At 66.4% G+C, this 22104-nt stretch carries 22 protein-coding genes and 1 tRNA gene; 14 read left to right on the top strand and 9 right to left on the bottom strand.

What is annotated here, in order from left to right; translation table 11 throughout:
• Positions 1-47 precede the first annotated feature (47 nt).
• Positions 48-356 carry an H-NS histone family protein gene (locus BLU17_RS02385; protein ID WP_091993872.1) on the top strand — a complete coding sequence of 103 codons (309 nt, stop codon included), beginning with the start codon at positions 48-50 and terminating at the stop codon, positions 354-356.
• Here BLU17_RS02385 and BLU17_RS33000 read toward each other — a convergent pair.
• A complete protein-coding gene (locus tag BLU17_RS33000; RefSeq protein WP_176928889.1) occupies positions 347-514 on the bottom strand; it encodes a hypothetical protein in 168 nt (55 codons plus the stop codon). The two genes, BLU17_RS02385 and BLU17_RS33000, sit on opposite strands and share 10 nt — an antisense overlap.
• Before the next feature lie 158 nt (positions 515-672).
• On the opposite strand from BLU17_RS33000, the gene BLU17_RS02380 reads away from it, so the two are divergent.
• Positions 673-1854: a cation diffusion facilitator family transporter gene (locus BLU17_RS02380; protein ID WP_091993870.1), complete on the top strand. Its 1182-nt coding sequence runs from the start codon at positions 673-675 to the stop codon at positions 1852-1854.
• A gap of 25 nt (positions 1855-1879) precedes the next feature.
• Here the strand turns inward: BLU17_RS02380 and BLU17_RS02375 are convergent, their stop codons facing one another.
• The 3 genes from BLU17_RS02375 to BLU17_RS02365 form a co-directional block, all read right to left on the bottom strand.
• Positions 1880-2350 (bottom strand): Lrp/AsnC family transcriptional regulator, encoded by a 471-nt coding sequence (locus BLU17_RS02375; protein WP_174480071.1) that lies wholly within the window; start codon positions 2348-2350, stop codon positions 1880-1882.
• 77 nt (positions 2351-2427) lie between these two features.
• Positions 2428-3060 (bottom strand): 3'-5' exonuclease family protein, encoded by a 633-nt coding sequence (locus BLU17_RS02370; protein WP_091993866.1) that lies wholly within the window; start codon positions 3058-3060, stop codon positions 2428-2430.
• Between the two features lie 8 nt (positions 3061-3068).
• Positions 3069-3719, bottom strand: coding sequence for an MBL fold metallo-hydrolase (locus tag BLU17_RS02365; RefSeq protein ID WP_091993863.1), 651 nt, complete (start codon positions 3717-3719; stop codon positions 3069-3071).
• 766 nt (positions 3720-4485) lie between these two features.
• Here BLU17_RS02365 and BLU17_RS02360 point away from each other — a divergent pair.
• A complete protein-coding gene (locus BLU17_RS02360) occupies positions 4486-5085 on the top strand; it encodes a septal ring lytic transglycosylase RlpA family protein (RefSeq protein WP_091993860.1) in 600 nt (199 codons plus the stop codon).
• Between the two features lie 159 nt (positions 5086-5244).
• Here BLU17_RS02360 and rsmI read toward each other — a convergent pair whose 3' ends face one another.
• Positions 5245-6147, bottom strand: coding sequence for a 16S rRNA (cytidine(1402)-2'-O)-methyltransferase (gene rsmI / locus BLU17_RS02355; protein ID WP_091993858.1), 903 nt, complete (start codon positions 6145-6147; stop codon positions 5245-5247).
• Between the two features lie 16 nt (positions 6148-6163).
• Between rsmI and BLU17_RS02350 the strand changes: the two genes are divergently transcribed.
• The 5 genes from BLU17_RS02350 to BLU17_RS02330 all read left to right on the top strand — a co-directional run bounded on the left by BLU17_RS02350 (position 6164) and on the right by BLU17_RS02330 (position 8689).
• Positions 6164-6694, top strand: coding sequence for a YraN family protein (locus tag BLU17_RS02350; RefSeq protein WP_245746687.1), 531 nt, complete (start codon positions 6164-6166; stop codon positions 6692-6694).
• A 115-nt stretch (positions 6695-6809) separates the two neighbouring features.
• The gene (locus BLU17_RS02345) at positions 6810-7397 is read left to right on the top strand and encodes a phosphoheptose isomerase (RefSeq protein WP_091993852.1); all 588 of its coding nucleotides are present in this window, start codon (positions 6810-6812) and stop codon (positions 7395-7397) included.
• Between the two features lie 28 nt (positions 7398-7425).
• Positions 7426-8211 carry a BON domain-containing protein gene (locus BLU17_RS02340; protein WP_091993850.1) on the top strand — a complete coding sequence of 262 codons (786 nt, stop codon included), beginning with the start codon at positions 7426-7428 and terminating at the stop codon, positions 8209-8211.
• Positions 8211-8546 carry a c-type cytochrome gene (locus tag BLU17_RS02335; protein WP_091993847.1) on the top strand — a complete coding sequence of 112 codons (336 nt, stop codon included), beginning with the start codon at positions 8211-8213 and terminating at the stop codon, positions 8544-8546. The genes BLU17_RS02340 and BLU17_RS02335 overlap by 1 nt, the downstream gene beginning before the upstream one ends.
• Before the next feature lie 67 nt (positions 8547-8613).
• A tRNA-Ala gene (locus BLU17_RS02330) sits at positions 8614-8689 on the top strand.
• A 409-nt stretch (positions 8690-9098) separates the two neighbouring features.
• Here the strand turns inward: BLU17_RS02330 and BLU17_RS02325 are convergent.
• Positions 9099-9545: an SRPBCC family protein gene (locus BLU17_RS02325; protein ID WP_091993844.1), complete on the bottom strand. Its 447-nt coding sequence runs from the start codon at positions 9543-9545 to the stop codon at positions 9099-9101.
• Between the two features lie 146 nt (positions 9546-9691).
• On the opposite strand from BLU17_RS02325, the gene BLU17_RS02320 reads away from it, so the two are divergent.
• Positions 9692-9985 carry a hypothetical protein gene (locus BLU17_RS02320; RefSeq protein ID WP_091993841.1) on the top strand — a complete coding sequence of 98 codons (294 nt, stop codon included), beginning with the start codon at positions 9692-9694 and terminating at the stop codon, positions 9983-9985.
• A gap of 252 nt (positions 9986-10237) precedes the next feature.
• On the opposite strand, the gene BLU17_RS02315 is transcribed toward BLU17_RS02320, so the two are convergent.
• Positions 10238-10546, bottom strand: a complete 309-nt coding sequence (locus tag BLU17_RS02315) for a DUF4148 domain-containing protein (RefSeq protein ID WP_091993839.1) — start codon at positions 10544-10546, stop codon at positions 10238-10240.
• Positions 10547-10823: 277 nt separating this feature from the next.
• Here BLU17_RS02315 and BLU17_RS02310 point away from each other — a divergent pair, with 277 nt between their 5' ends.
• The 4 genes from BLU17_RS02310 to BLU17_RS02295 all read left to right on the top strand — a co-directional run bounded on the left by BLU17_RS02310 (position 10824) and on the right by BLU17_RS02295 (position 14678).
• Complete coding sequence (locus tag BLU17_RS02310; protein WP_091993837.1) at positions 10824-11078, top strand: BufA1 family periplasmic bufferin-type metallophore; 255 nt, start codon at positions 10824-10826, stop codon at positions 11076-11078.
• Positions 11075-11944 carry an MNIO family bufferin maturase gene (gene bufB / locus BLU17_RS02305; RefSeq protein WP_245746686.1) on the top strand — a complete coding sequence of 290 codons (870 nt, stop codon included), beginning with the start codon at positions 11075-11077 and terminating at the stop codon, positions 11942-11944. The genes BLU17_RS02310 and bufB overlap by 4 nt, the downstream gene beginning before the upstream one ends.
• A complete protein-coding gene (locus BLU17_RS02300) occupies positions 11941-12720 on the top strand; it encodes an HvfC/BufC N-terminal domain-containing protein (protein WP_091993835.1) in 780 nt (259 codons plus the stop codon). Before bufB ends, BLU17_RS02300 begins: the two co-directional genes overlap by 4 nt.
• A 653-nt stretch (positions 12721-13373) precedes the next feature.
• On the top strand, positions 13374-14678 hold the full coding sequence (locus tag BLU17_RS02295) for a solute carrier family 23 protein (RefSeq protein ID WP_091993833.1): 1305 nt from the start codon (positions 13374-13376) through the stop codon (positions 14676-14678).
• An 84-nt stretch (positions 14679-14762) separates the two neighbouring features.
• On the opposite strand, the gene BLU17_RS02290 is transcribed toward BLU17_RS02295, so the two are convergent.
• The gene (locus BLU17_RS02290; protein ID WP_091993830.1) at positions 14763-16430 is read right to left on the bottom strand and encodes a Na+/H+ antiporter; all 1668 of its coding nucleotides are present in this window, start codon (positions 16428-16430) and stop codon (positions 14763-14765) included.
• Between the two features lie 520 nt (positions 16431-16950).
• Between BLU17_RS02290 and BLU17_RS02285 the strand changes: the two genes are divergently transcribed.
• Positions 16951-18213, top strand: coding sequence for an EAL domain-containing protein (locus BLU17_RS02285; protein ID WP_091993828.1), 1263 nt, complete (start codon positions 16951-16953; stop codon positions 18211-18213).
• 109 nt (positions 18214-18322) lie between these two features.
• Here the strand turns inward: BLU17_RS02285 and BLU17_RS02280 are convergent, their stop codons facing one another.
• Positions 18323-21952, bottom strand: coding sequence for an indolepyruvate ferredoxin oxidoreductase family protein (locus BLU17_RS02280; protein WP_091993826.1), 3630 nt, complete (start codon positions 21950-21952; stop codon positions 18323-18325).
• Positions 21953-22104: the final 152 nt, after the last annotated feature.

The following is a 22104-nucleotide window of genomic DNA, read 5'->3' as shown; positions in this document are numbered from 1 at the left end:
TACTGGCGTGAGATCAGTAGCCATTATGATCAACCACAAGGGCACCTATGTCTTCCTACAAGGAACTCCTCGCTCAGCGAGAAAAGCTGGAAAAGCAGATTGAAGAGGCGAAGGCACGCGAATATGCCGAGGTCCTCGATGAAATCAAGCAAAAAATGGCCGACTACGGCATTACCCTCGCAGAACTGGGCGGCGGCCGCGCCAATGCCAAGGCTGCGAAGGCGGCAAGCCGGTCGCGTGCGAGCGTCGCGCCGAAATATCGCGATCCCGACAGCGGCAGCACGTGGTCCGGTCGCGGCAAGCCGCCGCGCTGGATCGCCGGTCAGGACCGCGACCGTTTTCTGATTCAGAAGTAAATCGCCTTGTCGCCGCGCCTTTCGAGGCGCAGCACATGAATCGAGGCATGCGCCGGCCCGAAAACCGGCTCGTGCAGCGGATCGGCTGATCCGTGAGACAGGAAGCCGCGCAGTCCGGGGGACGCGCGGCTTTTTGATTTTCTGATCGCATCGCTCAAGCTGGACCAGACGGGGCGAGCGTATCGGCGGCTGGAATGAGAATGCTTCGTGTTATTGTAGGCAACTGATTTAAAAGAGATTTTTAGGGATATCCATAAAATCGACGCACGCGGCCGTTACAATTGCGGTTATTCCCTAATTTGCTCTCTCGCCGCGCATGACTTCTTCCGCAGCCGCGCCGTTATCAGATAAACACGAGGTCGCGCGCCGGACCACGTGGGTCAGTGTTGCCGTCAATAGCGTTCTGGTGGTGCTGCAAATCACCATTGGCTTTTTCGCGCATTCGCAGGCGCTGATCGCCGACGGCGTTCATTCACTGGCCGATATCGTCTCGGATTTCGTCGTGCTGCTGGCCAACCGGCACAGCGGCGCAAAGCCGGACGCCGATCATAACTACGGCCACAGCCGTTACGAGACCGTCGCGTCGTTATTCCTCGGCGCATTATTGATTGCCGTCGGCGTCGGCATGCTGGCGCGCGCGGGCACGCGCATCGCGAATCTCGAAGATATTCCGCCGCTGCACATGAGCGCGCTGTTCGTCGCGCTCGTCGTGCTGGTTTCCAAGGAGGGGCTCTTTCGTTACATGCTGCGCGAGGCGCAGCGCGTGCGTTCGGCCATGTTGATCGCCAATGCGTGGCACGCGCGCTCGGACGCGGCGTCGTCGCTCGTGGTCGCGATCGGCATCGTAGGCAGCCTCGCGGGCGTGCGGCTGCTCGATCCGATCGCGGCCGCCATCGTCGGCTTCATGGTGGCGCGCATGGGCTGGGTGTTCGGCTGGGAGGCGCTGCAGGACCTCTCCGACCGCGCGCTGGACGAAGCCGCCGCCGCCGATCTGCGCACGCTGCTGCTGGAAACGCCGGGCGTGCTCGACGTACACGAAATGCGCACGCGCAAGACCGGCGACCTCGCGCTCGTGGATGCGCACATTCTCGTCGACCCGCTGATTTCGGTTTCGGAGGGCCACTACATCGCCGAAACGGCGCGCTCGCGGCTGCTCACCGATTCGCGGGTGCTCGACGCGTTGATCCACGTCGATCCCGAAGACGACATGCATGTGCGCTCCGTGGCCAACCAGCCGCCGCGCAACGACGTGGCGGCACGGCTGCGCGAAGCGCTGGCCGGGCACGGCGTGCATGTGGAAGCCGTGACGCTGCACTACTTGAGCACGGGGCTGGAGATTCAGGCGGTGCTGGCCGCGACGGACGACGCCCGCCGTCTTGCGTCCGTGGACCTCGAAGCGCTACGCGCGCGCCTCGGCGCGAGCCGGCTCGACGTGATGCAGTCGCTTGATGTGCACGGCGCGCTGGCTGCGCACGACAAGCCGCGCGAGGCGAGTTGAACCGGCGTCGCGCGGCTTCGGCTGTTCAAAGCGGCAGTTGCGTATCGAACTTGATTTCCCGCAGCACGACGCTCGTGCGCACCTGCGCCACGGCGGGAATGCGGAAGATGCGCTCGTGCAGGAAGGTGTCGTATGCCTTGATGTCGGGCGCCACGATCTTAAGGATGTAGTCCGATTCGCCCGTGGTGCTGTAGCACTCGGTGACTTCGGGGCACGTGGCGATTTCGCGCTCGAAGGCTTCGACGCCGCCTTCGGTGTGCCGCGTGAGGTGGATATGCGCGAGCGCGCAGACGTGCAGGCCAAGCTTTTCGCGATCGAGCAGCGCCGTGTAGCGCTGGATCACGCCCGACTGTTCCATGTCCTTGATACGGCGCCAGCAAGGCGTGCTGGAGAGCCCCACCTGGTCGGAGATTTCCTGAACCGAGCGGCGCGCGTCGAGCTGCAGCAGGCGCAGGATCTTCTGAGAGAACGTATCGAGTGTCAACTGCGCCTCCATTGCGTCGCTGTATTCCTGAATGTTAGAGGCCAGGAGAACAGAGCGCAATGAAAAGCGCCGACGATGAGGGAGTTCACCTAATTTGCCGGGGTGCTCGCGGCGTTTTGCCCTGAGTCGGCCCCATCAGCCGCCAGCGCCGCCTGCTTTGCGCGTAGATCGGCCAGCATGTTGCAGAAGAGGGCGCCTTGCTCGATCGCGTCGTCGAGCGCGACGTGCGTGTGCGGATGGTCGTCGAACCAGTGCCTCGGAAAGCGCGGCTTGATGCACTTGCGGTACGGCAGGCCCGTCATCGCGAACGCGAGCGTCTTGATGTCGAGCGCCGACCACGAGAACGGACACCGCCCCGCGAAGCGCATCATGTACCAGAACATGAAGGTGAAATCGAAGCCGGCCGGCATGGCCACGAACACGGGCTTGCCGGGCAGCGCCTCCACCCATTCCACGTAAGCAACGAGCGCTGCCGCCGGGTCCTGCAGGTCCTTGCGGCAGGCGGCCCATGCCTCGGGCTGCGTTTCCCACCACGCGGCCTGCACCGGATGCGGCACCGCGCCTTCGAGCATGTCGAGATTGGCCGAGAAGGTGGCGATCAAACGCTTGTCGGCGGTGTACGCCGCCGAAGCGAAACTCAGCATCGAATGCGGGCCGGGAATCGGACCGTCGGCCTCGACGTCGGTGCTGACATAGATTTCCTCAATTGTGGCTTGATTCATCGTACGTTTCACTTATCCAGGTACACGCTATCTGCGACGTAGGGGTTGGAACGGCGCTCCTCGCCGAACGTCGAAACCGGGCCATGGCCCGGCACGAACGTGACGTCGTCGCCAAGCGGCCAGAGCTTTTCACGGATCGAGCGGATCAGGTCTGCGTGATTGCCGCGCGGAAAGTCCGTGCGTCCGATCGAGCCTGCGAACAGTACGTCGCCGACGATCGCCACACGGTGCTTGCGGCTGAAGAAAATCACGTGCCCAGGAGTGTGTCCCGGGCAGTGGTAGACCTCGAGCTCCTCGTTGCCGAAGCGCACGGTGTCGCCGTCGTGAAGCCAGCGCGTGGGCTCGAACGCTTCCGCGTGCGCGAAGCCAAAGCGCGCGCTTTGCTGCGGCAGCATGTCGATCCAGAAGCGTTCGTCTTCCTGCGGACCCTCGATCGGCACGCCGAACTTCGTGGCGAGCGCCTTGGCGCCCGCGCAGTGATCGACGTGACCGTGCGTGAGCAGCACTTTTTCGAGCTGGACGCCCTGGCGCTCGATCTCGGCCTCGATCCGGTCGAGGTCGCCGCCCGGATCGACCACGGCGGCGCGCTTCGTCGTTTCATCGACGAGCAGCGAGCAGTTTTGCTGGAACGGCGTGACGGGAATCAGCGTGACTTTCATGCGGGCTCGTGGTGTTCGGGTCTTGCGGGCCGGCGCAGCGCGCCGTTTCGAGAGCGGCAACGCGCGCCAGAATACCCGGCCAAAAGACCGATTGTACCGGGGTGCAAGAAGCGCCGCCGACGCGCATGGCGTCGGCCTCAATCCCTTGTCAGACAAGGGATGTGGCGGTGCAAGGCGAACGGCTTTGTTACATCAATAGTGAAAAATCATGGGGATTTGTGGGCGGCGACCGTGACAGGAATAACTTTTGGGTATAATGCGACCCAACACGCACGGATTCCGTGCTTTCAAAGGGCGGTGTGACCCTCGTAAAAAAGAGGTCGCATACATCGCCGTCAAGCAGTGCCGTCGTTTGGGGGCAAGCCAAAAGCAGGCTGCCTTACAAGATGGCAAATCAGGTGTCGATCCGTTCGATGCCGCACGTCTTGCCCAGCCAGGCGCCGCGCGCCTGCAACGGCCTGCATGCCGTGACGCTGGGTGGGGCCTACGCCGCCGTTCCTGTGCGCCGTGAGTTTCCGGCGCGCCTGAACAAGCTTCATCGTTCGATGGCGGCATGTGGGGTCTGGTCAGGCTGCCGGGGAGAGGCTGCGCCAGACGTGAAAGATAACTAGCGGTTAGCGGCTTTAGGGGCTGCATCCGGGCATGGGCACGCGTTCGCCTTTTTTATTTTTGGCGAGCGATGGCGAAGCCATGCCTGCGACCGCCGAAGCCTTCCGGCACGCGCACACGTGGCGCGGGACGGGCTTCGAAACGTGATGGCAATGTTATGAACCTTAGACTGACTCGACGACGACTCGGGAGTCTCGCAGCCGTGGCCGCACTGGCCGGTTGCGCCATGCCGTCTGGCCCTCAGAACCAGGCCGCAGGCGACGCCCTTCGAACGAAGGACGCCGCATTCGCCGCGCCGCAGGGCTACGGCTCCGCGCTCGCGGCGCTGCCCGCATCGGGCACCGCGAGGGACAACTCGCTCGCGAACGCCGAGGCGATCGACGAGAGCAGCCCGGACGTCCACTCGTTCCACCAGATCGGCCGCGCCTCGTGGTACGGCCGCGCGTTCCACGGCCGCCGCACCGCGAGCGGCGAGCGCTTCAACATGCAGGCGCTCACGGCCGCGCACCGCACGCTGCCGCTTGGCTCGTATGTGCGCGTGAGCGTGCCCGGCACCGCGAAGTGGGTGGTGGTGAAGATCAATGACCGCGGCCCGTTTGCACGCGGCCGCGTTCTCGACCTCTCGTATGCCGCCGCCAAGGTTCTTGGCCTGCAGCATTCGGGCACGGCGAAGGTGAACATCGAAGGTCTTTCGCGCCAGGAAGCGAAGGCCGCGCAGGCGGACATGGTCGCCGCCAACTCGAACCTCGACCACTGAGCGGTTTCGTGCGGGCATGGCGCCTGAATGCGCCGCGCGCGCACGAAGCGGAACCGCCGACACCGTTGGATGCATATGCGAAGGGCCGCCTTTTGGGGCGGCCCTTCGGTTTTCGGCGCATGCTTTTTTGGCCGCTCCGGGCTGTCTTTGACCAGCCGCTCAGTTGTCCTCTTCTTCGTCGCCTTCACCTCTGAGCTCGAGCGCACGCGCGTAAAGCGCATTGCGCGACGCGCCCGTGAGCGCCGCCGCGACCTTCGCCGCGCCCTTCAGCGGCATTTCCTGCAGCAGCAGGCGCAAGAGCGCGTCGTGATCGGCTTCGCCTTCCGGCTGCGCGCCCGCGCCTTCCACCACCAGCACGAACTCGCCGCGTTGCCGGTTCGCATCCGCCGCGAGCCACGTTGGCGCTTCGGCCAGGGTGCCGCTCCAGAGCGACTCGTGTAGCTTCGTCAATTCGCGGGCGATCAGGATACGCCGCGCGGGACCGAACGCATCGGCGAGCGACTGCACGGTTTCGGCGATGCGGTGCGGGGCTTCGTAAAACACCATCGCGTGCGTATGCGTAGCGAGCGGTTGCAGTGCGGCTGCGCGTTGCCTCGGCTTGGGCGGCAAAAAGCCGAGGAACGTGAAGGTCGATACCCAGTCGCCGGCTGCGCAGAGCGCCGTTGCGAGTGCGCTAGCGCCGGGCAGCGGCACGACGTTCAGGCCGGCGGCGCGCACGGCGTCCACCAGCTTCGCGCCCGGATCGGAAATTCCGGGCGTGCCCGCATCGGAGACGCAGGCCACGCGCTCGCCGGCGCGCAGAAACTCGATCACGCGCTGCGCGGCCTCGCGCTCGTTGTGCTCGTGCACGGCGATGAGCGGTTTCGAAATGCCGTAGCGCGCGAGCAGCTGGCCGGTGTTGCGCGTGTCTTCGGCGGCGATGCGATCGACGAGACCGAGCACATGCAGCGCTCGCAAGGTGATGTCGGCGACGTTGCCGATGGGCGTTGCCACGACGTACAGCGTGGCGGCCGGATACTGCTGGGCCTGTGCGAGTTCGAAAGGGGACGAGAGGGACGCCATGACACGGAACGCGCGAATGCAGGAAAGGAGGCCGCCATTGTGCCACGGGGGCGAGAACGCGCCCGAACGAGACGGCGGCCGCGCACGCGTAGACAACTTTAGCGCGCGGGCCCAGTCGAATGCCAGACGCCGCGCGACGGGCGCGCGCTTCGAGGCTCACGCGCTTGCGTATTTGCGCCGCGAACGTCTGGAACTGGTCGCGCGCAACGTGCACTGTCGAGGCGGCGAACTCGACCTCGTGATGCGCGAGCGCGACGGCACCCTGGTATTCGTGGAAGTGCGAGCGCGCGCACGTCCCGAATTCGGCGGCGCGGCGGCGAGCGTGGGATGGCGCAAGCAACAGCGCGTGCTGCGCGCGGCACGCCACTTCCTCGCGACGTGGCGCGCCGCCAATGTGAACGACAAAGCGAACGACAAAGCGAATGACAAAGTGCGAACGCTGCCCGCATGCCGCTTCGACGTGATCGCGTTCGAGAGCGGCCGGCTCGTGTGGCTGCGCGACGCGTTTCATGCCGACGCCGGCGCCGCGGATGCATACGGGGGCTGAAAAACAAGGCCAATAAAAAGAAGGGTGAAAATGAAGGCCCTCGAGTGCGCTAAACTTGCGGCACGCCGCGCCACGCGGAAATTTTGTGATACCCGCCGTACAGATTAGAGAGTCGATGTCCGTCGAACGAATTCAACAGCACTTCCGCGATAGCGCTGCCCTCAAGCTCGCGGCCATGGAAACCCTGGCGGTCCCGATTGCCGCTGCGGTCGATACGATGTTCGCCGCGCTCGCGAACAGCAGCAAGATCCTCGCATGCGGCAATGGCGGATCCGCCGCCGACGCCCAGCATTTCGCCGCCGAACTGATCGGCCGCTTCGAACGCGAACGCCCTGGCCTGCCCGCGCTTGCGCTCACCACCGACGCCTCGGTGCTTACTGCCGTCGCCAACGATTACGCGTACGACCAGGTGTTCGCGAAACAGGTGCGCGCGCTCGGCCAGCCCGGCGACGTGCTGCTCGCCATCACGACCTCGGGCAATTCGGCAAACGTGCTGGCGGCCATCGAGGAAGCACACGAGCGCGAAATGATCGTGATCGCGCTGACCGGCAAGGGCGGCGGCGAAGTGAACGCCGCGCTCGCCGATACCGACATCCACCTGTGCGTGCCGAGCGACCGGACGGCGCGCATCCAGGAAGTGCATCTGTTAACTATCCACTGCCTGTGCGACGGCATCGACGCGATGCTGCTGGGCGAGGACTGATACCGTGGGACGAAGGGAGGGGAAGTTGATGAGCAGATACGGCATGACGCGCGCGCTGGCACGGACCACGCTGACGATCGGCTTCGCAGCCTCGCTCTGCGCAAGCCTGCAGGGCTGCTTCCTGGCGCTGGCGGGCGCGGCGGGCGGCACGGCGCTGGTGGCGACCGACCGCCGCACAGTAGGCTCGCAAACGGAGGACCGCGAGATCCAGGTAAAGGCCCTCGCCGATCTGGGCAAGCAATTGCCCGATTCGGCGCATGTGAACGTGGCGGTGTTCAACCAGCGCGTGCTGCTCACCGGCGAAGTGCCCGACGATGCTTCGAAGCAGAAGGCCGAGAGCATCGTGCGTGGCGTGACGAACGTCGAGTCGATCGTCAACGAGCTGGCGATGCAGCCCGCGAGTTCGTTCTCCTCACGCGCGAACGACTCGTACCTCGAAGGACGCGTGAAGGCGGAACTGATTGCCTACAAGGACATCTCCGCGAACAACTTCAAGGTGGTGAGCGAGCGCGGCACGATTTATCTGATGGGACTCGTGACGCCGGACGAGGGCAGCATCGCCGCCGATGCGACCAGCAAGGTGATGGGCGTAGAGCAGGTTGTGAAGTGCTATCAGTACATCAAGCCTGAGCAGGCGGCGGTGGCGAATGCGGCTGCGCCGAGCGCACCGGCTGCTGCTGCGCCCGTGGCAGATGAGCCGACGGTAGGGGCGGTGCCGGATGCAGGCGTGACCTCTAAGCCGATCGAGCATCAGGCGCCCGCGCCGGTGACCAATTCTTCGGCTACGCGGTCGGGGAATACGGGGGCGTTGTGATGCTGCGTCTTGTTGCTGGGGTCTTGGCGGGGCTGGCGGTCGGTGGGTTCGCTTCGCCGGTTTTTGCTGCCGTTTCGGATGGGATGGCGGTGGCTCAGGCCAATGCGTGCATGGGATGCCATGCCGTGGATCGCAAGTTGGTTGGGCCATCCTTTAAAGACGTCGCAGCGAAATACAAGGGCGATGCCGCGGCACAGGCCAAGCTGGAGAAGAAAGTGCGCGACGGTGGCGCTGGTGTATGGGGCGCGATTCCTATGCCCTCCCACCCGGGAATGAGCGCCGCCGATATCCATACGGTGGTTACCTGGGTGCTGGCTGGAGCGTCTTCGAAGTAATTTTGCTTCGGGTCAAATTTCACACTTGGCAAAACTGAATAGGGCTGTGTAAAATCAGTGGCTCGTTGGGGCGGTAGCTCAGCTGGGAGAGCGTCGCGTTCGCAATGCGAAGGTCGTGAGTTCGATCCTCATCCGCTCCACCATTAAATATTCCACGAAGTTCCGCAGTATTCCGCAAACCCCGCGCGCCGTAAGGCTCGCGGGGTTTTTTATTTCCACTACGAGATCGCGGTTTCCGTTGACAGCCGGGGGTATTTCGGCACAGCCGGCCCGCCGGAGTTTATTGAACCCGAGCTGGCTCACCGTGTTCCGGACGCTTGGGTCAGGCCTGTAACCGCAGAGGCCTCTGGATGACCACCGTCGGCTGATGCAGCAATGGGCGGATTACCGATCGCGGCTTCGCGGTCATGCCGATGTCCGCGCCGATTGGTGGTTCGCACGCGATCCATATCCTTCGAACGCGCGCCGTGCTCCCCGACGCATTCGATCACCGAAAGGACGATTGCGCCCCCGAACACAAGACTCCGCCCAAGGGCACAAGCGCCCCTTTTTTCATTGCGCGATCTCCGCCTCGACCAGCTTCGCGAGCAAGGCCAGCGACTCCTGCCAGCCGAGATAGCACGCTTCGGCCGGGATGATCTCCGGTATGCCTTCCTGCACGACGTTCATCTCCGTGCCAAAGAACACCGAGCGCAGATCCACTGTCGTTTGCATGCTGCCTGGCAGGCTCTCATCCTCGAATACGCCCGTGTAACGAAGGCGTTCGTTCGGAACGAGTTCGAGATATTCGCCGCCGAACGCATGACCCAGCCCGGTCGTGAAGTTGGTGAACGACATCCGGTAATGGCCGCCGACCTTCGCATCGAGGTGATGAACCGTGCAGGTGAAGCCGTTCGGCGGCAGCCATTTCGCGACCGCGCCGGCGTCGAGGAATGCGCGGTAGATGCGCTCCGGCGGCGAGCGCAGCACGCGATGAAGGCGGACGATATGTGAAGCCATGCCGGTCTCCAGGCGAGGTTGAACACCCCGCAATAGTAGGTCACCGCGCCAAACCCATCGCCTAAACTTCCCATATCGAAAGCCCGGCAGCTACCCATCGTCGGGCATCGCCCGCAGCCGCACACCCGCGGCACCCGGAGGCCACCATGAGCGCCCAACCGCTTGCCATGCATCAGGTCGATTACGAAGGCTTCGAGATCCACGTCAGCGCCACCCCAACCGATGAGGGCGCGAACCGCTATACCTACATGGCTTATGTCTGCCACCCGGGTGCGAATCCCGCGCTGCCGGGCCACGCGGTCACTTACCACGCGGACGGCGACGAAACCTGGCGCAGCGAGCAGGACGCCACCGACGAGGCCGTGCATGTGGGCCGCAGCATCGTCGATGGAACCCACCCCGATCTTTCCGTGCTCTCGCTCGTGACGCACGGCTTTTGAGCGCGGCGCGGCGCCGCCTCGACCCGCTTACGGCGATGCGGGCCAAACCGGCGCGTGACGAAGGGAAACGAAGGTGGAAAAAGGCCCGGACCGCAGTCCGGGCAAAACCGCCGGCTTCCCGGCGGCGGAGGTATTTCGTGGATGCGTCGCGCGAATTGCGGGCGCGGCGCAGAAAAAGCGACGGGCCCGCTCTCTCTCGATCCGGAGAGCGGGCCCGTGGGGCGAAACGCGCGCGGTGCGCGCAAGCCGCGCTTATTGGCCGAAGTAGATCGGCTTGATGTTCGGCGCGCGGTCGCCGGCCTGGACGCTGCCATTCGTCGATGCGCCGTAGGCCGTGGTTTCGGCTGCGCCGTTCTGCTGGGCGACGCGTGCCTGCGCTGTCTGCAGATCTTGCGGGTAGTACGGGCTCGAGAGGCCCGGGCGGTAGCCGGCCTTCTCCAGCTGGACGAGCTCAGCGCGAACCTGGGCGCGCGTCACGGGCGCCTGGTTGGCTTGCGCGAACGACAGGGCCGGAGCGGCGAGAACGGTAGCGGCGAGTGCAGTAGCAATCAGATTCTTCATGGTAATAACCTCCGAAAATTATGTGGTCGTTTCGTAACAATCATATTGTTCGAACCGTTGACGAGACTTTATTGCGCTGTACTCCAAAGAAAAATACTGGATCTCATCAAACTTCGTTACGGTAATTGCAATAATTCGCCTGCTGATCGATGGCCGGCTGCGGCGATGCCTGGCGTGGTGAGGCAAAATAGCGCGCGCGACGCCGCAAGCGCTGCTGCGGCCGGAATCCCAATCGCGCATTGCGACACCTCATTTAGATGTTCAAGGAGAACACGCCATGAAGAACTCACTCGGCCGTCAGGCGCTGATTGCCGCCGCGCTGGCGGGTCTCACGACGGCCGGCGCGGGCGTCGCCCATGCGGACGACACCGTGAATTGCTACGGCGTAGCCAAGGCCGGCCAGAACGACTGCTCGAGCAAGACCGGCGTGCACGACTGCGCGGGCCAGGCCAAGGTCGATCACGACAAGGGCGACTTCAAAACCATGCCGAAGGGCACGTGCGAAAAGCTGGGCGGCACGCCGGAAAAATGAGCGCCACAGGTGAGGCGATTTTCGCGGCGCGCGAGATGAGTGCGCCGCGCGGCGTGGGGATCGGCCTGCGCCACGCGCATTACGAGGCCTTCATGGCGGGACCGCCCGACGTCGACTGGGTCGAGGTCCACAGCGAAAACTATTTCGGCGACGGCGGCTACGACCTGCACGTGCTCGAAACCGTGCGCCGCGATTTGCCGGTGAGTCTGCACGGCGTGGGACTCGGGCCTGGTTCCGCCGTGCCGCTCGATACGGCGCATCTTGCGAAGCTCGCGCGGTTGGTGGCGCGCATCGAGCCCGCTGTCGTCTCGGAGCATTTGTGCTGGGGCGCGAACGCGCGAGGTGCGCTGCACGATCTGCTGCCGATGCCGCTCACGCAAGGCTCGCTCGATCATCTTTGCGCGCGCGTCGCGCAGCTACAGGATGCGCTCAGGCGCACCGTACTGATCGAAAATGTTTCGACGTACGTAAGATTTTGCGGCGACGAGTACAGCGAAGCCGAATTCCTCGCGGCGCTCGCGCAGCGCACGGGCTGCGGCGTGCTGCTCGACGTGAACAATCTGTACGTCAACCAGTGCAATCACGGTGAGGACGCGCTCGCGGCAATGGCTGCGCTGCCGCCGCGGATCGTAGGCGAGATTCATCTCGCGGGGCATCGCGCGACACCCTCCGCCGTGATCGACGATCACGGTTCGCGCGTCGCGCCCGCTGTCTGGTCGCTGTATGAGGCGGCGCTCGTGCGATTCGGCGCCACGCCGACGCTCATCGAATGGGACACGGCATTGCCTGCGCTGGACGTGCTGCTCGACGAGGTGCGTATCGCTAGAAGCGTCGGTCGACATGGTGAGGCGGGGCGTCGGCCATGAAGGAGCGCGAGACGCTGGACGCGATCCAGCAGGCCTTCGCCGCCGCACTCGACGATCCGGCCGCCGACGCCGCATTGGCGAGCCACATGCTGCCCGCCGATGCCGCGCTATTGCACGAGCGCCTCGGCCTTTATCGCGGCAACGTGCGCGGGGCGCGGCGACATGCGCTCGCCAATGCCTATCCGGTGCTCGCGGCACTCGCCGGCGACGCGTACTTCGACGCCCTTGCGCTTGCCTACGCGCGCGAACATTCTTCGCGCGATGCGGATTTGAACCGCTTCGGCGCGCGACTGCCCGAATTCGTCGAGCGCTATGAAACCGACGCACGCTACGCATATTTCGGCGACGTCGCGCGGCTCGAATGGTCGTTGCACGTTGCCGGCTACGCGGCCGACGCCACGCCGCTCGACATACGGCAGTGGCAGGCGCTGGGCGCGGAGCGGCTCGCGCAATCGCGTCTCGTGGTGCATCCGGCGTGCGCTGCGCTTGCCTTTCGCTTCGACGCGGTGGGAATCTGGCGTGCGCACCAGCCGGGCGGCGTGTGGCCCGAGCATGTCGCTGCGCCTTCATGGGCGTTGGTGGTGCGTCCGCAATGGCGTCCCACCGTGCTCGTGCACGCGCGCGCCGCGCACGTGGCCTTCGTTGCGCTGCGCGATGGCGCGACGCTCGATTCGGCGCTTGCCCGGGCATTCGAGATCGACGCGGCTTTCGACTTCGGCGGCCAGTGGCGCGCATGGATCGAGACGGGCGCAATCGTCGGACTATGCAGTGCGTGAGCGCACCGTGCGAGAGCGCGTTGATTGGCGCCGAGCGAAGCCGGGGCGCTACGCCGCGGGCAACCGCCTGGCGGCATGGCGGCCCACCGCGATCAGCGAAGCGCGCATGCCGGATTACGAGAGACGAGAAGGCGTTGCGAACGCGATGCAGTTGAGCGAAGCCGCGTAGAGCCGGCGAGCGAGGCTTGGCCGGACGACGGGTGCGATTGCGCGGGGGAACTGGCGGAGGCCGCGAGCGGCGAAGCCGAGCGGGCAAAAAAAAACCGCTCAGGCGGGGGGGCAAGAGCGGAGAAGTCGGAGAGTTTACAACTTGCAACCTCTGCATGAGCTGTCGTGGAGTCGTGCAGAAACCTCAGTGTAGGTTTGGCGCATCGGGGCTGACATAGGAAGAGTCTTAAATGCCCTTCGGCAGTGACTTAAGCGCCGGCCCCGTGAAGCCGGCCCCGCGGCTGGCGCACGGCGGATCGCCCCGCGATTTCCCCGCGATCCTCCCCATGACGCCGCCTTTGTTTCCGGCGCCCTACATCCGGCTTGCCACGCCGATTGCGGCTCCGTACACTGCCGCCTGACTTGCATCAAGGGCGGCCGTTGCATCGTTGCGTGCGCGCCAACAATCAAAACCAGACCGCAAATCACGCCGACAAGAGGAACCCATGTCCGACTCCTTTTTCCCCCGCTGGCGCGCGCAGACGGGCGATGCCCGCAGCGTCGTGGCTCCCGACGAGCGTTTGCCCTGGCCGCAGATGTTCGCCATGGGCGTGCAGCACGTCGTCGCCATGTTCGGCTCGACCGTGCTCGCGCCGCTGCTCATGGGCTTCGATCCCAACCTCTGCATCTTCATGTCGGGCGTCGGCACGCTGCTGTTCTTCGTGGTGGTGGGCGGGCGCGTGCCGAGCTATCTCGGCTCGAGCTTCGCGTTCATCGGCCTCGTGATCGCCGTGACGGGCTATGGCGGGCAAGGACATAACCCCAACATTCCGGTCGCGCTCGGCGGCATCGTTGCGTGCGGCGTCGTCTATGCGTTGATCGGCGTGCTCGTCTCGGCCGTCGGCACCAAGTGGATCGAAACGCTCATGCCGCCCGTGGTGACCGGCGCGATCGTCTGCGTGATCGGGCTGAATCTCGCGCCCATCGCCGTGAAGGGCGTGAGCGGCTCGACCTTCGATTCGTGGATGGCCATCGTCACCGTGCTCTGCGTGGGCGGCGTGGCCGTGTTCACGCGCGGCATGCTGCAGCGCCTCCTGATTCTCGTCGGCCTTTTGATCGCCTATGTGATCTATGCGGTCGTCACGAACGGCATGGGCCTCGGCAAGCCGGTCGACTTCTCGATCGTCGCGAACGCCGCCTGGTTCGGCATGCCGAAGTTCACCTCGCCCGTGTTCGACCCGCACGCCATGACGCTGCTCGTGCCCATCGCCGTGATTCTCGTGGCCGAGAATCTCGGGCACATCAAGGCCGTTTCCGCGATGACGGGCTACAACCTCGACCGCTACGTGGGCCGCGCGTTCATCGGCGACGGCCTCGCCACCATCGTCTCGGGCTTCGCGGGCGGCACGGGCGTGACCACCTACGCGGAAAACATCGGCGTGATGGCGGTGACGAAGATCTACTCGACGCTCGTGTTCGTGATCGCCGCGGCCATCGCGCTCGTGCTCGGCTTCTCGCCGAAGTTCGGCGCCGTCATCCAGACGATTCCGGGGCCGGTGCTGGGCGGCGTTTCGATCGTCGTGTTCGGCCTCATTGCCGTGACGGGCGCGCGCATCTGGGTCGTCAACAAGGTGGACTTCTCGGACAACCGCAATCTCATCGTCGCCGCGGTCACGCTCGTGCTCGGCGCGGGCGACTTCTCGCTCAAGCTCGGCGGCTTCGGGCTGGGCGGCATCGGCACCGCCACGTTCGGCGCGATCATTCTCTACGCCCTGCTGCGTCGCAAGCCGGCGCAGGAAGCGGCGGTCTAAGCTTCGTGCGCTCGCGCGGCGCCGCATCAGGCGTCGCGGGGCGCCGCGCTTTCCCTCGGCAGACACGGCGCGCGCAACGCACGCTCATCCGCGATTGCGTCCGCGCGTCGTCATCGCCGTTTCCGAAAGATCGACTTCGCGCATCAGCTTCGCCAGCGTTTCGTCGTTGATCTGCGAATGGTTGCGCAGGTGGAGCAGCGTCGCGCGTTCGGCGCGCATCGCGGCGAGGCGCATCTCCAGCTCGAGCGCCTCCGCGCGGCGCGCGTGCGCGCTGCGGTCGCGGTCGGCGTCGAGCGACGCGAGGCGCCGGCGGTAGGTGTCCATCACGCGCGCGGTTGTGTCGGCGGCGTGGGCGGCTTGCGATTCGTCGAGATCCGCGCTCACCTTTTCGTGCACCGCGTCCACCGCGCGGATCGCCGCCTGGGCCGCCTGAATGCGCGCGGCGCGCTCCTCGGCCGCGTGCGGTCCCTGCGCGCCGCGCCGCACGCCGCGCAGCAACAGCGGCAGGCCCACGATCGCCACCAGCAGCGAAGCGAGGATCACGCCCGTCGCGATGAAGATGGCGCTGTCGCGTCCGGGCAGCGGACTGCCGTTCGCGAGCGCGACGGGCAGCGAGAGCACGCCCGCGAGCGTCACCGCGCCGCGCACGCCCGCCACCGTCGTGATCGCCACCGTGCGCAGGCCAGGCACCGCGTTTGCCACGCCGTGACGCGCGGCGTCGCGGCTCGCCGCCCAGCGCAGCAGCCACACCCACCCGAAGCGCATCGCGTAGAGCGCCGCCAGCACCGCGGCGATATAGCCGAGCAGACGCAGCATCTGCATGTTGCTCGTATGGTGCGCGTCGAGCAGCGCCTGGCCGAGAATGCCGGGGAACTGCAGTCCGAGCAGCGTGAACACCATGCCGTTGAAGACGAACTCGATCATCGACCACGTGCTCGTCGCGCGCACGCGTGCCGACACCGGTCCCTTGTGCGCGACGCTCGTGTAATTCATCGTCATGCCCGCCGACACGGCCGCGAGCACGCCAGACACTTCGAGGTGTTCGGCGAACAGGTACGCCGCGAACGGAATCAGCAGCGTGAGCACGACGCCGGGCGCGGGGTCGCCGTCTTCGGTCACGTTGAGAAATCGCTCGGAAACGAAGCTGAAGAGCCAGCCGATCGCCGCGCCCAGGGCGAGACCGCCCGCCGCGATCAAAACGAAACTGACGGCCGCCGCCCGCAGCGAGAAATAGCCGGTGAGAGCGGCGGCCACGGCGAACTTGAGCGCGACGAGGCCCGAGGCGTCGTTCATCAATGCCTCGCCTTCGAGAATGTGCATGAGCTGCGCGGGAATCCGGTCTTTGCCGGCGATGGCCGAGAGCGCGACGGCGTCGGTGGGCGAGAGCACGGCTGCGAGCGCGAAGGCCACGGGCAGCGAAATTTGCGGCACGAGCCAGTGCGCGAAGTAGCCGACGGCCACGACCGTCAGCAGCACGAGGCCGAGCGCGAGCAGGAGGATCGCGCGGCGCTGCATGAAGAACTCGCGCTTGGGCATGCGCCAGCCGTCGGCGAACAGCAGCGGGGGAACGAAGAGCGCCATGAAGATGCCGGGATCGAACGTGACGTGCGGATTCACGCGCGGAAACGTCAGCAGCGCCCCGATGCCGATCTGCACGAGCGGCAACGGCAGCTTGACGGGCGTGACGCGCGTGACGATGCCCGATACGGCAACGGCGAGCAGCAAAATGAGAACGGTGAAGAGGATGTCCATCGAGCAGGCAAAAAGCGACGTAGCGGGGGCGAAGCGGGGAAGCGCAAGGGAGGAAAGCCCGGCTCTCCTCCGCGCGCGATGGTGCATTGCGTTCTGGCGCGCATTGGAGGGGCGCGCCGATCGAGGGAGAGTGTAGCCCGACGAAGACGCGCGCCGCCGTGAAGCGCGCACGGCCGCGCCGGCAGCCGGGTGCGGTTGGCCCGCATTGGCACGGGCCAGGGCGCGCGATCGTCGCGATTCGCGCGCTTGTGTGCGCCACTGCCCGAGCAAGCGCGCGAAGAAAGGCGCACGATTATGGTGCGCTGCCCGGTGTCTCGCGCGGTGCACGGCGTGCCCTTTCGCGGCGCACGCGATGGGCGCGAGCGCATTTGTCGATGCGTGCCAGATCGCGGCGCGAGCGAGCACGGACCTTGCTTGGTCCAGTCCTGTGACGCAACGAAAATCAGGCTATGGATGAACGTGCAGGCCGTGCGAGGTTCGCGCTGCATTGCAGCGTCCTTCCTATGCGCTAGAGGATGGCATGATCACAGAGCAACAGGACAAAACCGCCGTGGTTCCCCACGGCTTCGATCTCAGCGTCACCTCGGGGCTGCAGCGCTACAGCGCGCATCACGGCGACCTCACGCTCACGAGCGTGTTTCAGCCAGTGTTCAGCCTCTCGCACATGCGCGCGGTGGGCTATGAAGGCTTGCTGCGCGCGCACGATCCGCTCGACCGCCCGGTCTCGCCGCTCGACGTGTTCGGTGACGCCGCGCGCGTGGGCGAGGCGCTGCTGGTGGACCGGCTCGCCCAGGGGCTGCATCTGGAGAACTTCGCGCTGCTCGGCGCCGAGCGCGAATGGCTCTTTCTCAACGTGCATCCGGGCACGCTGATCGAGGCGTATCACTCGGCGGCGCTGCTCGCCAACCTGCGGCGCCTGAACATCGCGCCGCGGCGCGTGGTGCTCGAGGTGCTCGAGGACGAAGCGACCGATCTCGAGGCGCTCGCGCAGGCCGTGGCGTCGTTTCGCGAGCGCGGCTTTCTCGTCGCGCTCGACGACTTCGGCGCGGGCAACGTGGACATCGGCCGCGTTTGGCAGCTCAACCCGGATATCGTGAAGCTCGACCGCATCATGCTCATGCACGCGCAGCATCGCGCCGACATGGCCGCGACGCTGCCCGCGCTCGTTGCGCTGCTGCACGACGCGGGCAAGCTCGTGCTGATCGAGGGCGTGGAGACGGAGCACGAGGCGCAGCTCGCGCTCGCCTGCAACGCGGACTTCGTGCAGGGCTTCTTCTTCGCGCGGCCCGCGCCCGGTCTCACCGACGCCGCGCACGTGCAGGGCGTGATTGCCGAGGCGACGGAGCGCTTTCGTCAGCAGACCGAAACGCGCGAGCGCGGCGAGACGAACCGGCTCGCGCCGTACCTGCGCGCATTCGAGCGCGCGGCCGAGCGGCTTTCGGCGGGCGAGCCGCTCGAAGAGGTGTGCTGGAATTTCCTCGCGCTCGATCATGCGGCGCGCTGCTATCTGCTCGATTCGAACGGCAGGCAGGCGGGCCGCAACGTGGTGCTGCGCGTCGATCGCGCCGAGCGCGACGCGCGTTTTCTGCCGCTCGAAGACGCACAGGGCGCGAGCTGGCTGCGTCGTCCGTACTTTCGCGCGGCGCTCGTGACGCCGGGCATGCATGTGACGGGGCCGTATCTGTCGATCAACGAGGCGCTGCCCTGCGTGACGCTTTCGATGGCCGTGCAGGCCGGCGAGCGCCTTTGCGTGCTGTGCGGCGATATCGACTGGTTCGAGTAGCCGCGCATCCGGGACGAAAAGGGCGGCGAGTGCGGACCCTGCCAGCCGGATGAACGCACGGGAAAAGCGCGCCGCCCAGACGAACGGCGTGCTCCCGGGCGTCCTCCCGTCATTTCGCGACGACCACCGGAATGCCGCGCAGCGCGCCCGCGCCCTTGAACGACGCGAGCGCTTCGTCCACCGCGGCGCTCGTCTTCACGACAATGCCAAGGCGCGCCGCCAGTTCGCGCTCGCTGCGCTTGACGGCCGCGAGGTTCGCGAGCTTCACGTGGCCGTAGCCGCGCACGCGCTGATGCAGACCCGCGAGCTTCGCGAGATCGGCGGCATTCCCGGCCGTGATGCACGGCAGCGCGGCACGCAGCGTCGCTTCGTAGTCGTCGGCGAGCGCGCGTTCCATCCTGCGTTCGAGCGTGCGGCCGAACGGATCTAGCCGCGTGCCGCGCATCCCGCGCCCCTTCGAGAGCAGCGCGAGCGCGCTCCAGAGCCACTGGCCGAACTGCAGCTTGCGCGGCGTCTGGCCGTGCTTCGCGCGCGCGATCACGGGCGGCGCCATGTTGAACTTCACCTTGAAGTCGCGGCCCGCCGTGCCTTCGAACTGCGCTTCGAGCGCGGCGCGGAATGCCGGATCGGTGTGCAGGCGCGCGACTTCATATTCGTCCTTGACGGCCAGCAGGCGGTAGAACGTCGTCGCGACGGCGCGCGCGAGCACTTGATCGGCGCTCTTGTCGGCGGCGCGGGCGGCGTCGGCCAACGCACGATAGCGCTTCGCATAGCGCGCGCCGCCGTAGGCAACGAGACGCGCTTCGCGATCGGCGACCAGTTCGTCGAGCGTTTGCGTGAAATCCGGCGCGCGCTGCGGCGCGGCGGCCTGCCTGCGCGCGGCGTCGAGCGCTTCGAGCGCGGCCGGGTCGGCGGCTGCCATGCGCCCGATCGAGAACGCGAACAGGTTGGCCTGCACGGCCACGTTGTTCAGCTCGATCGCGCGCATGAGCGCCGCGAGCGAGACCGGCACGAGCCCGAGCTGCCACGCGAAGCCGAGCATCACGATGTTCGCGCCGATGGTGTCGCCGAGATAGCGCTGCGCGAGGGCCTGGGCATCGCACCTGGCGAGCGGGTCTTGCTCGCGCGTCGTACCGCCCGTCGCCGCGTGGCGCATCTTCGCGAGCAGCGCGTCGGCGTGCAGGTTCGCCTCGGGGTTCTGCACGAACGACGCGTTCGGAATCTCGTGGGTGTTCACGACGATGCGCGTGCGGTCGTGGCGCACCGTCTGCAGCGCGTCGGCGCTTGCGCCCACCACCATGTCGCAGGCGAGCAGCAGGTCGGCCTGCTGCGTGTCGATGCGCACCTGGTTGAGCAGCGCGTCGGTGGCCGCGAAGCGCACGAACGAGAGCACCGAGCCGCCCTTCTGCGCGAAGCCCATGAAGTCGAGCACCGAGGCGCTCTTGCCCTCCAGATGCGCGGCCATGCTGATGAGCGCGCCCACGGTCACGACCCCCGTGCCGCCGACGCCCGTGACGAGGATGTCGTAGGGCGCGTCGTCGAGATGCGTGGCCGGAACCGGCAGCGCCTTCACGCGCACGTCGAGCGCCTGCGGGTCGAACGCCGCGCCCGCGGCCTTCCTGAGCTTGCCGCCTTCGATCGTGACGAAGCTCGGGCAGAAGCCGTTCACGCACGAGAAGTCCTTGTTGCACGACGACTGGTCGATGCGGCGCTTGCGGCCCAGTTCGGTCTCGACGGGCTCGACCGAGAGGCAGTTCGACTGCACGCCGCAGTCGCCGCAGCCTTCGCACACTTCCTCGTTGATGAAGAGGCGCCGGTCCGGGTCGGGGAATTCGCCCTTCTTGCGGCGGCGGCGTTTTTCGGCGGCGCAGGTCTGGTCGTAGATCAGCACGGTCACGCCCGGCGTGTCGCGCAGTTCGCGCTGCACGGCGTCGAGTTCGTCGCGGTGATGGAACGTCGTGCCCTTCGGGAACAGGCCGTGATGGCCGTCGTATTTTTCGGGCTCGTCGCTCACCACCACGAAGCGCGAGACGCCCTCGGCCTCCACCTGGCGCGCGATCTGCGGCACCGAGATGCTGCCGTCCACGGGCTGACCGCCCGTCATCGCGACGGCGTCGTTGTAGAGGATCTTGTAGGTGATGTTGGCCTGCGCGGCCACCGCCTGGCGGATCGCGAGGATGCCTGAATGAAAGTAGGTGCCGTCGCCGAGATTCTGGAACACGTGGCGCGTGTTCGTGAACATCGAATGCGCGGCCCAGTCCACGCCTTCGCCGCCCATCTGGATCAGGCCCGTGGTGTCGCGCTCCATCCACGAAGCCATGAAGTGACAGCCGATGCCGGCCTGCGCGATGGAGCCTTCGGGCACTTTCGTCGAGGTGTTGTGCGGGCAGCCCGAGCAGAAGTAGGGCGTGCGGCGCACGGCGTCGGCGGCGTTCGAGAGGATCTGCGGCGCGACGAGATCGACCACGCGCTCGCGGCGGTCGAGCGCGGGCCGGTGCTTCGCGAGCCACGCGGCGAACACGGGCAGGATGCGCGACGGGCGCAGCTCGCCGAGTTCGGAGAGCTGCGGCGTGCCGTCCTCGGCGTGCTTGCCGGTCACGGTCGGGCGCGCGTCTGCCTTGCGGTTGTAGAGGTGATCCTTGATCTGCTGTTCGATCACGGGGCCCTTTTCCTCGATCACGAGCACGTCGGCGAGGCCCGCGACGAACGCGTCGAGGCGCGACAGTTCCAGCGGAAACGAGAGGCCCACCTTGTAGATGCGCACGCCCGCGCGATCCAGATCCTCGACCGTGAGGCCGAGGCGGCGCAGCGCCTCCATCAGATCGAGATGCGCCTTGCCGCACGTGACGATGCCGACGTTCGCGTGCGGGCTCGGCGCGATCCACTTGTCGATGCTGTTCGCGCGCGCGAAGTGGCGCACGGCGTCGAGCTTGGCCGCGAGGCGCTGCTCGATGGCGAGGCTCGGCAGATCGGGCCAGCGGTTGTGCAGGCCGCCCGGCGGCGCGTTGTGACCTTCGGGCGCCTGCCAGCCGGTTTCGAGCGCGTCGAGATCGACGGTCGAGCCTGACTCCACCGTCTCCGAAATCGCCTTGAAGCCCACCCACGCGCCCGAGTAGCGCGAGAGCGCCCAGCCGTAGAGGCCGAATTCGAGCATGTCCGCGACGTTCGACGGATTCACGACGGGCATGTGCCACGCCATCATCGCGAAGTCGCTTTGATGCGGCATCGACGACGACACGCAGCCGTGATCGTCGCCGGCCACCACGAGCACGCCGCCGTGCGGCGACGAGCCGTAGGCGTTGCCGTGCTTGAGCGCGTCGCCGGCGCGATCGACGCCGGGGCCCTTGCCGTACCACATCGCGAACACGCCTTCGACGGTGCGCTCGGGGTCCGCTTCGACGCGCTGCGTGCCGAGCACGGCGGTGCCGCCGAGTTCTTCGTTGATGGCGGGCAGAAAGCGCACGTTGGCGGCGTCGAGCAGCTTCTTCGCCTTCCACGCCTGCTGGTCGACCATGCCGAGCGGCGAGCCGCGATAACCGCTGATGAAGCCCGCGGTGTTCAGCCCGCGCGCGGCATCGACGGCGCGCTGCATGAGCGCGAGGCGGATCAGCGCCTGGGTGCCGGTGAGGAAGATGCGGCCGCGCGTGGCGGTGAGATTGTCGGCGAGCTGGTAGTCGGCGAGAGGCGGGGCATCGAGCGGCGAAGCAGCGGTATCGCCGAACGCGGGGCGCGCGGTCATTGGGGGAGTCTCCATTTATTGCTGTCGTACGCTCCTGGGGAGCGCGGCGGGAAGAGCCTCTATTTTTTCGCGCCAATGACGGAAATTTTTTGCTAACTCTCCGGCGCTGCCGGTTTTTCGCGCGAGAGGCCACCCGCGATCGCCCGATTTCG

Origin of the sequence: Paraburkholderia lycopersici (genome assembly GCF_900096975.1) — a bacterium.
Classification (GTDB): domain Bacteria; phylum Pseudomonadota; class Gammaproteobacteria; order Burkholderiales; family Burkholderiaceae; genus Paraburkholderia; species Paraburkholderia lycopersici.
Note: the sequence above shows the minus strand (reverse complement) of the source record. Positions and strands in the feature narration are given on the sequence as shown.